The sequence below is a fragment of the Streptomyces sp. NPDC001549 genome, assembly GCF_042894025.1.
Lineage (GTDB): Bacteria > Actinomycetota > Actinomycetes > Streptomycetales > Streptomycetaceae > Streptomyces > Streptomyces kutzneri.
Genome location: NZ_JBIAVJ010000014.1, coordinates 174,284 through 186,344, shown reverse-complemented (window position 1 = coordinate 186,344; position 12,061 = coordinate 174,284). Strand labels below are relative to the sequence as shown.

Annotated in this window: 12 protein-coding genes; 7 read left to right on the top strand and 5 right to left on the bottom strand. The window is 72.4% G+C overall.

All coding sequences use genetic code 11. From position 1 onward, the window contains the following. Window positions 1–27 precede the first annotated feature (27 nt). Window positions 28–474, top strand: coding sequence for a DUF2550 domain-containing protein (locus ACFY04_RS23375; RefSeq protein WP_189972913.1), 447 nt, complete (start codon window positions 28–30; stop codon window positions 472–474). A 123-nt stretch (window positions 475–597) separates the two neighbouring features. Here the strand turns inward: ACFY04_RS23375 and ACFY04_RS23370 are convergent, their stop codons facing one another. From ACFY04_RS23370 to ACFY04_RS23360, 3 genes are all read right to left on the bottom strand, one after another. Then, window positions 598–2,451, bottom strand: coding sequence for a glycosyl hydrolase family 18 protein (locus ACFY04_RS23370; RefSeq protein ID WP_389119294.1), 1,854 nt, complete (start codon window positions 2,449–2,451; stop codon window positions 598–600). A gap of 173 nt (window positions 2,452–2,624) precedes the next feature. Continuing rightward, window positions 2,625–3,278, bottom strand: coding sequence for a response regulator transcription factor (locus ACFY04_RS23365; RefSeq protein WP_314244069.1), 654 nt, complete (start codon window positions 3,276–3,278; stop codon window positions 2,625–2,627). Then, a complete protein-coding gene (locus ACFY04_RS23360) occupies window positions 3,275–4,459 on the bottom strand; it encodes a sensor histidine kinase (protein WP_389119292.1) in 1,185 nt (394 codons plus the stop codon). Before ACFY04_RS23360 ends, ACFY04_RS23365 begins: the two co-directional genes overlap by 4 nt. A gap of 163 nt (window positions 4,460–4,622) precedes the next feature. On the opposite strand from ACFY04_RS23360, the gene ACFY04_RS23355 reads away from it, so the two are divergent. Beyond that, complete coding sequence (locus ACFY04_RS23355; protein ID WP_389119290.1) at window positions 4,623–5,195, top strand: hypothetical protein; 573 nt, start codon at window positions 4,623–4,625, stop codon at window positions 5,193–5,195. 43 nt (window positions 5,196–5,238) lie between these two features. On the opposite strand, the gene ACFY04_RS23350 is transcribed toward ACFY04_RS23355, so the two are convergent. Then, window positions 5,239–5,811, bottom strand: a complete 573-nt coding sequence (locus tag ACFY04_RS23350; RefSeq protein WP_373041110.1) for a cob(I)yrinic acid a,c-diamide adenosyltransferase — start codon at window positions 5,809–5,811, stop codon at window positions 5,239–5,241. Window positions 5,812–5,909: 98 nt separating this feature from the next. Here ACFY04_RS23350 and ACFY04_RS23345 point away from each other — a divergent pair, with 98 nt between their 5' ends. From ACFY04_RS23345 to ACFY04_RS23330, 4 genes are all read left to right on the top strand, one after another. Then, on the top strand, window positions 5,910–6,449 hold the full coding sequence (locus ACFY04_RS23345) for a hypothetical protein (protein WP_389119288.1): 540 nt from the start codon (window positions 5,910–5,912) through the stop codon (window positions 6,447–6,449). A 156-nt stretch (window positions 6,450–6,605) separates the two neighbouring features. Continuing rightward, the gene (locus ACFY04_RS23340; RefSeq protein ID WP_389119287.1) at window positions 6,606–7,454 is read left to right on the top strand and encodes a 3-hydroxyacyl-CoA dehydrogenase family protein; all 849 of its coding nucleotides are present in this window, start codon (window positions 6,606–6,608) and stop codon (window positions 7,452–7,454) included. 175 nt (window positions 7,455–7,629) lie between these two features. Continuing rightward, window positions 7,630–7,953: an STAS domain-containing protein gene (locus ACFY04_RS23335; protein ID WP_030764081.1), complete on the top strand. Its 324-nt coding sequence runs from the start codon at window positions 7,630–7,632 to the stop codon at window positions 7,951–7,953. Between the two features lie 192 nt (window positions 7,954–8,145). Then, complete coding sequence (locus ACFY04_RS23330; RefSeq protein ID WP_389119286.1) at window positions 8,146–10,650, top strand: ATP-binding protein; 2,505 nt, start codon at window positions 8,146–8,148, stop codon at window positions 10,648–10,650. A gap of 55 nt (window positions 10,651–10,705) precedes the next feature. Here the strand turns inward: ACFY04_RS23330 and nucS are convergent, their stop codons facing one another. Then, window positions 10,706–11,377, bottom strand: coding sequence for an endonuclease NucS (gene nucS / locus ACFY04_RS23325; protein ID WP_382503838.1), 672 nt, complete (start codon window positions 11,375–11,377; stop codon window positions 10,706–10,708). Between the two features lie 220 nt (window positions 11,378–11,597). Here nucS and ACFY04_RS23320 point away from each other — a divergent pair, with 220 nt between their 5' ends. Beyond that, window positions 11,598–11,990, top strand: coding sequence for an SCO5389 family protein (locus tag ACFY04_RS23320; RefSeq protein ID WP_030009605.1), 393 nt, complete (start codon window positions 11,598–11,600; stop codon window positions 11,988–11,990). Window positions 11,991–12,061: the final 71 nt, after the last annotated feature.

Genomic DNA, 12,061 nt, shown 5'->3' with positions numbered 1-12,061 from the left:
ATTCGATCAGCGAGGAGGTCGGTGAAGATGCTCCTCGCTCTGCTTGTGAGCGGCCTGGTCGTAACCCTGGTGGTGATCGGGCTGTTTGTCTTCGGGCTGCGCCGCAGGCTCATCCAGCGGTCCGGCGGCACCTTCGACTGCAGCATGCGCTGGGGTGTGTCCGAGGAGCCCGACATCTCCGGCAAGGGCTGGGTGTACGGGGTCGCGCGCTACAGCGGTGACCGGATCGAGTGGTTCCGGGTGTTCTCGTACTCACCGCGCCCGCGGCGGCTGCTGGAGCGGTCCTCCATCGAGGTCGTCGCCCGCCGCGCCCCGGAGGGCGAGGAGGAGCTGGCCCTGCTCTCCGACGCCGTCGTGCTCGGCTGTCTCCACCGGGGGACCCGCCTGGAGCTGGCGATGAGCGAGGACGCGCTGACCGGTTTCCTCGCCTGGCTGGAGGCGGCGCCTCCCGGCCAACGGGTGAATGTGGCCTGAAGATCCTTGCCCGTTGACCGGGGGTTCCCCCGGACGAAGTCCGGGGGCGGGTGAATGCGGCCTGAGTCGGGACAGCGAGAAGCCGGGGAGACGGGGGCGGACCCGTCTCCCCGGCTTCGGTCTTTACTGCAGACCGGTGTGGATCGCGTTGGCGAGCTCACCGTTCGTGGTGTCGCCGCTGAACTCCCAGAAGAAGGCTCCCTTGAGGCCCTGCTGCTTGGCCCAGGTCATCTTCCCGGCGATCGTGGCGGGGGTGTCGTAGCTCCACCAGTTGCTGCCGCACTTGGCGTAGGCCGTGCCGGCGACGGTGCCGGTGGCCGGGCAGCTGGTCTTGAGCACCTTGTAGTCCTCGATGCCCTGCTCGTACGTGCCCGGCGCGGGTCCGGTGGCGGTGCCGCCGGGGGCCGCCTGGGTCACTCCGGTCCAGCCGCGGCCGTAGAAGCCGATGCCGAGGTTGAGCTTGGCGCCGGCGACGCCCTTGGCCTTGAGCTTGGCGATGGCGTCGGCCGAGTTGAAGCCGGCCTGCGGGATGCCCGCGTAGGAGGTGAGCGGGGAGTGCGGGGCCGTCGGACCCTGGGCCGCCCAGGCGCCGAAGAAGTCGTACGTCATGACGTTGTAGAAGTCGACGTACTGCGCGGCGCCGCCGTAGTCGGCCGCGTCGATCTTGCCGCCGCTGGAGGCGTCGGCGGTGATGGCCGCGGTGACCAGGTTGTTCGCGCCGAACTTGGCCCGGGTCGCCTGCACCAGGTTCTTGAAGGCGGCCGCTCCGCTGGTGTCGCAGGACAGGCCGCAGGCGTTCGGGTACTCCCAGTCCAGGTCGATGCCGTCGAAGACGTCGGCCCAGCGCGGGTCCTCGACGAGGTTGTAGCAGGACTGGGCGAAGGCGGTCGGGTTGGCGGCGGCCTGCGGGAAGCCGCCGGACCAGGTCCAGCCGCCGAAGGACCACAGGATCTTGATGTTCGGGTAGGCCTTCTTCAGCTTGCGCAGCTGGTTGAAGCTGCCGCGCAGCGGCTGGTCCCAGGTGTCGGCGACGCCGTCGACGCTCTGGTCGGCGGTGTAGGCCTTGTCGTAGTCGGCGTAGGCGTCACCGATGGTGCACTGGCCGTTCTGGACGTTGCCGAAGGCGTAGTTGATGTGGGTGATCTTGCCCGCGGTGCCGGAGGTGACCAGGTTCTTCACGTGGTAGTTGCGGCCGTAGACGCCCCAGTTGGTGAAGTAGCCGAGCTTGACCTTGCCGCCCGGGTCCGGGGGGATGACCCCGCCGGTCGTCGTCACCGTGGCCGAGCCGGAGGAGGGGCCGGTCTGGTCGATGGTGTCGCGGGCGGTGACGCTGTACGTGTACGTCGTGCCCTTGGTCAGGCCGGAGTCGGCGTAGCTGGTCCCGGTGACCGTGGCGATCCTGGCGGAGCCCCGGTAGACGTCGTAGTTCTTGACGCCCTTGTCGTCGGTGGCGGGGGTCCAGGTCAGGGTGAGCGAGGTGTCGGCGACGTTGCTCGCGGTGGGGGTGCCGGGAGTGGTGGGGGGAGTGTCGCCGGGCTGGGTGCCGCCGTCGCAGGAGGCGCCGTTGATCTTGCAGCCGCCGGGGGCGCCGCCGCCGGCGCCGTTGAAGCCGAAGCTGGCGGTCGCGCCGGGGGCGAGGGTGCCGTTCCAGCCCAGGTTCTTGGCGGTCCAGTGGGTGCCCGAGCCGGTGACGGTGGCGTCCCAGGCCGAGGTGACCGAGGTGCCCGCCGGGTAGTCCCACTCCACGGTCCAGCTGCTGAGGGTGGTGGTGCCGGTGTTCTTCACCACCCACTTGCCCTCGAAGCCGGAGCCCCAGTCGGAGACCTTGGTGTACGTCGCCGTCGCGGAGGCGGCTGCCTGGGCCGGGCCGGCCAGGGCGACGAGTCCGCTGACGGGCAGGGCGAGGGCGGCCACGACGGCCGCGACTCTGCTGAAGAACCGGGTGCGCCTGGTGCGGGGTGGGGATGCTGTGCTCAAGGGTGATCCTCCGTAGGTCCGTCGCGGTCGTGGGGGCCGACTGCGACATGGGGGTGGGACCTGCGCCGCCCGTGAGCACGCTTTGTCATGGCACGCTCACCACAGTGTTGCGGCGAGCGTAGAAAGGTCTGGACCAACCGTCAAGAGGTCCAGACCGGTGCGCGCCTGCGCGCCTATATCCCCAACTCCTGCGCCAGCACCGCCGCTTGGAGCCTGCTGCGCAGCTCCAGCTTGCCGAGCAGCCTGCTGACGTGCGTCTTGGCCGTCGCCTCCGCCATCTCCAGGCGCACGGCGATCTCCGCGTTCGACAGGCCCTCGCCCAGCGCACTCAGCACCTCCCGCTCCCGCCGCGTGAGGGAGGCGACCGCCGCGGCCCGCTCCGGCGCCGGGGCGGGCCGCGCCGGGCGGGGCGCCGCGAACTCCGCGATCAGCCGTCTGGTCACCGCCGGGGCGATCAGGCCCTCCCCGCGAGCGACGGTCCGTACCGCCTCGATCAGCTCCGCCGCGTCCGCGTTCTTCAGCAGGAAGCCCGCGGCCCCCGCCCGCAGCGCCCCGAAGACGTACTCGTCGAGGTCGAAGGTGGTCAGCACCAGGACGTCGGCGAGGCCCTCCGAGACCACCTGACGGGTCGCGGACACCCCGTCGAGCCGGGGCATCTGCACGTCCATGAGGACGAGATCCGGCCGTAGCTCCCGGGCCAGGCGCACCGCCTCCTCCCCGTCGCCCGCCTCGCCCACCACCTCCACGTCGCCCGCGCTGCGCAGGATGAGCACCAGCCCGGCCCGGACCGCGCCCTGATCCTCCGCCACCACCACCCGAATGGTCATGCCTCCACCGCCTTCTCCTCCGCGGGCAGTGTCGCCCGCACCTGCCACACCGCACCGGACCGCCCCGCCGTGAACTCCCCGCCCAGCAGCTCCGTCCGCTCCCGCATGCCGATCAGCCCGGCCCCCGATCCCGGGGCGCGGGGCCCCGGCCGGTCCCCGAAGGGCGAGTCCACCGCCACGGTCAGCAGCCCGTCGGTGTGCGCCACGCGGACCGTGACGGTGCCCGGGGCGGCGTGCTTGAGGGCGTTGGTCAGCGACTCCTGGACGATCCGGTACGCGGCCAGCTCCACGGGCGCCGCCGCCGGCTCCCCGGAGGTCCGGTCGTCGTGGAGCACGAACGTCAGCCCGCTCGCGGAGCCGTTGGTCCTGGCCTGCCCGAGCAGGGCGGCCAGGCCGTCCAGCGAGGGCACGGCGACCGGCTCCTTGTCGCCGCCGGCATCCCGCAGCAGCCCGATCAACCGACGCATTTCGGCCAGCCCCTGCACGCTGTTCTCGCGGATCACACCGAGCGCGTCCCGGCTCGTCGCGGCCGTGTCGATGGAGAGCGCGGCGGTGGAGTGGATGGCGATGGCGGAGAGGTGGTTGGCCACCATGTCGTGCAGCTCCCGGGCCATCCGGGCGCGCTCGGCCGCCACGGCCTGACTACGGTCCATCTCGGCCAGCAGCGCGGTCTGCTCGGCGCGCAGCCGGGCCGCCTCGGCGGCCTCGCGGTGGTTGCGCAGGGTGGCGCCGGTCAGGGCCGGGCCGAAGCTCACGATGCCGGTGATCGCACCGATCAGCAGGGCCTGCGGGGTGCGCAGCCAGGCCAGCGAGGCGATGGTGACCACGATGGTGATCAGGCCGGTGCTGACCGGGAGCCGCCGGGCCATGGCCGGTTTTCCGTACACGACGGCGGCGTACATCAGGTCGGTGAAGATCACGACGGTGGCGAGGCTGCCGACCGTGAACTGGTCGGCGACCACCCCGACGGTGCCGACGGCCAGGGTCAGATTGGGCTTGGTGCGGCGCAGCAGTTCCATCGCGCCGAGGGCCACGAGGGGGACCAGGGCCGCCCAGGCCGGCAGGGAGCCCCGGCCGGGGCTGCTGTAGACCCCGAGCGACCAGAAGGCCAGGCCGGCGGCCGTGCTGACCACCGCGAGGAAGACGTCGTCACGGTGGGGGCGCAGGCTCTTCTCGGTCACGTTCCCATCCAACAGGGTGCGCGGGCCCCGCACCTCGGCGGAGAGGCCGAGGTGCGGGTACATCGAACGATGCAGGCCCACATGGTCAATGGCGACGACGTATCGGGCCCGGCCGGACGGGAGTCTGGGAGGGAACGGAGAACCCGAGCGGACGGAGAGTCCCATGATCGTCGCGCTGATCATCGCCTGCGAGGTCGGCTTCTGGGTACTGCTGGCGGCCGGCCTGGCCCTGCGCTACCTCGCGAAGATGCCCAGGCTGGGGGCGGCGGTACTGCTGGGCGAGCCCCTGATGGAGCTGGTCCTGCTGGTGGTCACCACGCTCGACCTCAAGAACGGCGCCGAGCCGGACTGGAAGCACGGACTGGCCGCGCTCTACATCGGCTACACCGTCGCCTACGGCCACTACACGATCAAGTGGCTCGACGGGCACGCCGCGTACCGGCTGGCCGGGGGGCCGAAGCCGACGGGTCCCGGGTACGGCAAGGCGAGGGCCCGGCACGAGTGGAAGCTCTGGGTCCGTACGGTGATCGCCGCGGCCGTCGCCCTGGCCCTGCTGCAGGTGGCGATCTGGTACGTGGGCGACGCGGGCGACGTCAGCTCGCTCCAGGGCTGGCAGTCCGGCGCCCTGCGGGCGGTCGGGATCCACGCCCTGGTCGCCGCGGCGTACACGATCTGGCCGAGCAAGGCCCCGGCCGTCCCGGACGGCGCCGAGGAGCGGCCGCTCGCCGAGCGTTAGGGCGTGTCCTGCCGGTCGGGCCAGTGCCGGGCGGCGTCCGGCACTAGCGCTCGCCGCCCGGTACCCACAGAACGTCCCCGACCTCCTTGTTGGCCACCCGGGCCAGGATGAACAGGAGGTCGGAGAGCCGGTTCAGGTAGGTGGCGGTCAGCGGGTTCATCACCTCGCCGTGCACCTCCAGCGCCGCCCACGTCGCACGCTCGGCGCGCCGGACCACCGTGCAGGCCTGGTGCAGCAGGGCCGCTCCGGGGGTGCCGCCGGGGAGGATGAAGCTGCGCAGCTTCTCCACCTGCTCCAGGAAGTGGTCGCAGTCCGCCTCCAGCTTGTCCACGTAGAACTGCTCCACGCGCAGCGGCGGGTACTCCGGGTTCTCGACCACCGGGGTGCACAGGTCCGCGCCGACGTCGAACAGGTCGTTCTGCACGCGGACCAGAACCTTCACCACGTCCGCCGACAGCCCGCCGAGCGCGATCGCCGTCCCGATGGCCGCGTTGGCCTCGTTGGCGTCGGCGTACGCGGAGATCCGCAGGTCGGTCTTGGCGGTGCGGCTCATGTCGCCCAGGGCGGTCGTGCCCTTGTCGCCGGTACGGGTGTAGATGCGCGTGAGGTTCACCATGCGGCCAGGGTAGACGGGCCCGCGGGGAAAATTCCGGGCGAGGTCACTGCTGCCCGCGTAGGGTCCGGTGGGGCCCTGGCCCGGGAGGGAGCGGCGAAGTGGCCGACGTGTACTACATCTGGCGGCTGGCCGAGGCCGCCCAGCAGATCGATCTCCTGGCGGGCTTCCTCGCCACCCGGGACGCGGACGGCCCGGTCGCCCTCCGCGAGTCGGCCGAGTGCGCCGGGGCCGGGCGGGCGGCCGTGACCGCCGGGCGCCTGAAGGAGGCCCTCGACCGCATCGACGACCTGCGCGAACACGCCGCCCGCTGGGCCGGTCACCCGCACCACCCGGGCGAGCCGGCCGCCGCCGAGTGCGACGCGAGGGTGTGGGACTACGCCAAGGACATGCTGCGCACGGAGCTCCCGTCCGGGGAGGCGAAGGTCTCCACCGCGCGCCGGACCCTGGAGGAGATCCGCTTCCTGCAGCGGGAGATCTGCGCGCGCCCGGAGGCGGACGAACAGGCCCGGGCGGACGCCCACTACCTCGCGGGACGAGGCGCCATGGCCGTCGGACTCGGCCGCCTCGGCGCCGCGCGCAAGGAGCTGGGGCGGCTGCGCGTACTGGCCGAGAGGTACGCCGGGGACGAGGACGGGTGAACTGGACGGTGGGGGAGGGCTGCTGGGCCGTACCGGTGTGATGTCCGTCATCTGAGACGTGACGCGTGTTACTTCACGGTCACACCGCACCGCCCGGGCGCTAGTCTCCGCCGGAGTGGCTACGTGACTGTGCCGTAGGGAAACGAGGGGTGTGTAGTGGCTGGGAAGCTCGCCGTCATCGGTGCCGGACTCATGGGTTCCGGAATCGCGCAGGTCTCCGCTCAGGCGGGTTGGGACGTCGTACTCCGCGATGTCACCGAGGCCGCGCTGACCCGTGGCACGGACGGAATCAAGGCCTCCTACGACAGGTTCGTCTCCAAGGGCAAGCTGACGGCCGAGGACGCCGAGGCGGCGCTCGCGCGCATCACCACCACCACGGACCTCGACGCGGTCGCCGACGTCGACATCGTGGTGGAGGCGGCCTTCGAGAAGATCGAGATCAAGCACGAGATCTTCCGTGCCCTGGACAAGATCGTCCGCGAGGACGCGATCCTCGCCTCCAACACCTCCGCCATCCCGATCACGAAGATCGCGGCCGTGACGGAGCGTCCGGAGCGGGTCGTCGGCGCCCACTTCTTCTCGCCCGTCCCGATGATGCAGCTGTGCGAGCTCGTGCGCGGCTACAAGACGAGCGACGAAACCCTCGCCACCACCCGGGCGTTCGCCGAGTCCGTCGGCAAGACCTGCATCGTCGTCAACCGCGACGTCGCCGGCTTCGTGACGACCCGCCTGATCTCCGCGCTGGTCGTCGAGGCCGCCAAGCTGTACGAGTCGGGCGTGGCCTCCGCCGAGGACATCGACATCGCCTGCAAGCTCGGCTTCGGGCACGCGATGGGCCCCCTGGCCACCGCCGACCTCACGGGCGTCGACATCCTGCTGCACGCCACCAGCAACATCTACACCGAGTCCCAGGACGAGAAGTTCGCCCCGCCGGAGCTCATGCGCCGGATGGTGGACGCCGGGGACATCGGCCGCAAGAGCGGCCAGGGCTTCTACAAGCACTGAGGCCTGGCCCTGCCACGGAGCACCACCGTTCGAATGCCTTCACCCCACAGGGTGAATTAGGTATCGGTTCGCTCACGGTCGGCAACTTCCCTGCCCGTGCGGCAGTCAGTTGCAGTGAGAGTTGCCGACCACGGGCCAGTCGGACCATACGTACGCAGTACCGCCGGGAGTACACATGCACATCAGGGGCGACCACGCCGAACTCGCTGTCGGGGGCCGCCTCGACGTGCGCAGCGCGGCGGACGCCCGTACGGCCCTCCACTCCGCCCTCGACGACGGCCAGGGCGATCTCGTCCTCGATCTCACGGGGCTCGACTCCTGGGACGCGACCGGCCTCGGCGTGATCATGGGAGCGCACCGCCGGGCCGGCCGGACCGGCCGGCGTCTGGTCCTGCGCGGCGTGCCGCCGCAGATGCAGCGGCTGCTCGTCGCGACCCGGCTGCACCGGATCCTCGCGATCGAGGGCGGCCTGGAAGCCGAGTCCCTGCCCCGCGTCTGACCGGCAGGCCGCTGACCTCCGTATTCCCTGCGCAAACGTAACGGTCCGGTGGTGATCGCACCCCTGCGGTTTCCCGCACGACCGGCCACGGTCTAGGGTTCGGGCGGAAACCGGACCGGTAGCGACAGCGGGTGCGCGAAGGCCGGGCGGTACGACGGCGAGGCGCGCGGCCCGCGATCGGGGGACTGGGTCATGGACCGTACACAGGGGCAGACCGAGCAGCACGAGCAGCCTACGGGCGGCTCCGCGCCCGCGGCGCCCACAGCGCCCACCGCGGCCGCGACACCCGCGGCTGCCGGGCCCGCGCGGGTCGTCAGCCTGACCGCGGGCGAGTTCGCCCTCACCGTCAACCCGGTCGACGGCAGCGAGATCGAACCGCTGCGCCCCGGCACCGAGCCGGCCCGGCCCGCCAAGCGCGACGCGGCCGCCCGCGCGGCCCGCACCGCCGCCGCACGGCCGCCGGTCCTGCCGGGCCCCGCTGTCCCCGCCCGCCCCCTGCTGGAGCGCGAGGAGGAGCGGGAGCGGCTGGTGCGGCTGCTGGGCCGGGGCCGGTCCGTACGGCTGACCGGTCCCTCGGGATCCGGCCGCACCGCGCTGCTCGACGCGGTCGCCGACCGGTGCGCGGGCCTCGCGCCCGACGGCGTCGTACGGCTCAGCGGATACGGGCACCAGCAGCCCGGGGAACTGCTCCACGCCCTCTGCGCGACCGTGTACGAGGCCGAGCAGCAGCGCCCCGGACGGGCCGAGCTCCTGGCCCGCGTACGGGAGATAGGCGCCGTCGTCCTCCTGGACGACCTGGAGATGGGCGGGACCGCCCTCGACGAGCTGATGCGCGCCACCCCCGAATGCGCCTACCTGCTGGCCGCGACCCCGGACACCCGGGCCCCCTCCGACGACTCGCACATCGAGGATGTCTTCCTCGCCGGACTGGGCAAGGCCGACTGCCTGGAACTGCTGGAAGCGGGCGTCGGACGGCCGCTGACGGACGAGGAGACCGCCTGGGCGGGGGACCTGCGCTTCGCCTCCGAGGGGCTTCCCCTGCGCTTCGTACAGGCCGCCGCACTGCTGCGGCAGCGGGACGAGCTCAACCACAGCGACGAGGACGACGAGGAGGAGGAGCCCGGCGTCTTCGAGGAGCGCCCGCGCGACGCCGTGCACGTACCGCTGCCGACCCTCGCCGAAGGCGCCGCCCCGGCGGAGCTGCTGGCCTCGCGGGTCAGCGAGTCGGCGCGCGCGGCCCTGCGGATCGCGTGCGCGCTGGGCGGCGAACTGCCGCACCACGCGCACCTGCCCGCACTGGTGGGGGACACCCACGCCGACACGGCGGTGGCGGAGCTGCTGGCCTGCGGGCTGCTGACGCCCGTCGGGACGCGGTACCGGCTGGCGCCGGGCGTCGCGCGGCAGCTGGAGGAGGTCGGCTACGGGGACACCGCGTCGGAGGAGGCCCGTACGGCCGCCCGGCACTACGCCTGGTGGACCGGGCACGCCTCGGTGGTCCCGGCGCGGGTCGCGGCGGAGGCGGACGCGGTGCTGGCGGCACTGGCCGGTGCGGACGTGGTCGCGGCGGTGCTGCTCGCGCGCACGGCGGCTCCGGCGTTCGCGGCCTCGCTGCACTGGGAGGCCTGGGAGCGGGTGCTGCGCTCGGGAGCGGAGGCCGCGCGCAAGGCCGGGGAGGTCGCCGAGCAGGCGTACTTCCACCACGAACTCGGTGTGCTGGCCCTGTGCGAGGAGCGGCTGGACCGGGCGCGGGCCGAGCTGGAGACCTCGACCGGGCTGCGGGGCGCCCTCGCGGACAAGCGGGGCACGGTCGCGGGGCGGCGGGCGCTGGCGCTGGTCGTCGACCGGGAGACGGCGGGGGCGGCCGTGTCACCCCCGCTGCGGCTGGAGGCGCCTGCCGCCCCGGCGGCCTCTCCGGAGGCCGTGACGGTGGCCACCCCGGCCGCTCCGGCCCCCAAGGCAGCCCCCGTACCCAAGGCAGCCCCCGTACCCAAGGCGGCCCCGGCGGCCTCCGAGGCGCCCACGGCCAAGGTGGCCCCCGTGGCTCCCGGGGCCCGGGTCGCCCCCGTGGTCCCGGTCTCCGCCGAGGCGGTGACCCGGATGACCCCGGTCGTGCCGGTGACCGCCCGCTCGGAGACGCCCACGACGCTGTCCGAGGTCTTCGAGGACGCCTTCCCGCTGAATCCGAAGCCCGCCCCGCCCGCCGTGCCCCGGCCCGCCACCGCACCGGCCCCGGCCCCCGGCCGTCGCCGGCTCGTGCTGCTGGCCGGCGCGGGCGCGCTGACGGTGGTGGCGCTCGGCACCGTCGTGAGCCTCGCGCTGAGCTCCTCGGACACCGCGCCCCCGGCGCAGGGACCGGCGGTGTCCGCCACCCCCACGGTCACGGAGTCCGCCACGACGGCGGTCAACAGCGGGAACGATCCTGCACCGGAGCCGCCCGTATCGGCCCCGCCGGCGGAAACCTCGGAGCCCGGGCAGAGCGCCGCCCCGACCCCGGGCCGCAGTCCCGCCCGGACCCCGTCGCGCCGCCCGTCCCCGACACCGCCCAAGTCCCCGCCGGCGACGTCCGTTTCGCCGCCGCCGACGACGACGAGCGCGGAGCCCTCGCCCACCGCGACGGAGACCGCGGCCCCGTCGCCGACGACGACCACCACCCAGAGCGGTACGGGCGCGGCCGTCTCACCGGTCACGGACCGGTGAACGACAACGGCTCCGTCCCTCGGGACGGAGCCGTTGTGCGGGCAGGGGCGGAGGATCAGAACAGGCGGAGCTTGTCGTCCTCGATGCCGCGCAGCGCGTTGTAGTCCAGGACCACGCAGTCCATGCCGCGGTCCGTCGCCAGCACCTTCGCCTGCGGCTTGATCTCCTGGGCCGCGAAGATGCCCCGGACCGGGGCCAGGTGCGGGTCGCGGTTGAGGAGTTCGAGGTAGCGGGTCAGCTGCTCGACACCGTCGATCTCGCCGCGGCGCTTGATCTCCACGGCCACCGTCGCACCCGAGCCGTCCCGGCACAGGATGTCCACCGGGCCGATCGCCGTCATGTACTCGCGCCGGATCAGCGTGTAGCCCTCGCCCAGCGTTTCGATGCGGTCCGCCAGGAGCTCCTGGAGGTGTGCCTCGACGCCGTCCTTGATGAGCCCCGGGTCGGTGCCGAGCTCGTGGGAGGAGTCGTGGAGGACTTCCTCCATGGTGATGATGAGCTTCTCGCCCGCCTTGTTGATGACCGTCCAGATGTTGGCCTCATCGCCGCTCCCCTCCTTGAGGGTGCACGGCGGCGACATCCAGTTGAGCGGTTTGTACGCTCGGTCGTCCGCGTGGATCGAGACACTGCCGTCAGCCTTCACGAGGATCAGACGGGGTGCCGAGGGCAGATGGGCGGTGAGCCGGCCCGCGTAGTCGACGGAGCAGCGGGCAATGACGAGACGCATGGTCGGCAACGCTACTCGACGAGAAGGCCTTCACGCGATTCGCCCCTGAAAGCCCCGTTCGCCGATGGCGCGTTGTATGCGCATTCTCCTGGTGCGTCACCGATGGGACGCCTACCGTGGTGAGCGGGAGGTTGTCGAGCGTGCACTCTGCGTCGCGACCTCCTTCCCTGCCCGTAAGACTCCGGCAACCCAAACAGCCGGGGTCGCGAGAGGAGAACCCATGTCGCTCGACGTCTCACCGGCCCTACTCGAACAGGCCGAGCGAGGCGAGGTCGACGAAGCCGCTTTCGTCGACTGCGTCCGGACCTCCCTGCCCTTCGCCTGGGAGATGATCAGCTCGCTGGTGGCTCAGCTGAAGGTGGACGGCGGAGAGTTCGCCGACAACCAGACGCCGCCGCCGGACGAGCAGGCGCGGGGGCAGCTGCTGCGCGCCCTCGCGAGTGACGCGATACGCGGTGCGCTGCAGCGGCACTTCGGAGTGCGCCTGGCATTCCAGAACTGTCACCGGGTGGCGGTGTTCCCGCTGGATCCCTCGGTGGACGACCGGCTGGCCAAGTTCACTTCGATCCGCGGTCAGCTGCTCAACCAGTCGCCGGAGCTGCGCGACTGCTAGGCCCTGACGGCCGTGTCCTGGCCGCCTCTTTCGGATCATGCCGCCCGGGCGTGATCCGAAAGAAACGGCCC

Excerpts from the sequence above, each read along its gene's own strand:
- ACFY04_RS23330 (WP_389119286.1), top strand. The coding sequence starts at position 8,146 with ATGGACCGTACACAGGGGCAGACCGAGCAGCACGAGCAGCCTACGGGC.
- ACFY04_RS23335 (WP_030764081.1), top strand. The coding sequence starts at position 7,630 with ATGCACATCAGGGGCGACCACGCCGAACTCGCTGTCGGGGGCCGCCTC.
- ACFY04_RS23375 (WP_189972913.1), top strand. The coding sequence starts at position 28 with ATGCTCCTCGCTCTGCTTGTGAGCGGCCTGGTCGTAACCCTGGTGGTG.
- ACFY04_RS23350 (WP_373041110.1), bottom strand. The coding sequence starts at position 5,811 with ATGGTGAACCTCACGCGCATCTACACCCGTACCGGCGACAAGGGCACG.
- ACFY04_RS23365 (WP_314244069.1), bottom strand. The coding sequence starts at position 3,278 with ATGACCATTCGGGTGGTGGTGGCGGAGGATCAGGGCGCGGTCCGGGCC.
- ACFY04_RS23320 (WP_030009605.1), top strand. The coding sequence starts at position 11,598 with ATGTCGCTCGACGTCTCACCGGCCCTACTCGAACAGGCCGAGCGAGGC.
- nucS (WP_382503838.1), bottom strand. The coding sequence starts at position 11,377 with ATGCGTCTCGTCATTGCCCGCTGCTCCGTCGACTACGCGGGCCGGCTC.
- ACFY04_RS23355 (WP_389119290.1), top strand. The coding sequence starts at position 4,623 with ATGATCGTCGCGCTGATCATCGCCTGCGAGGTCGGCTTCTGGGTACTG.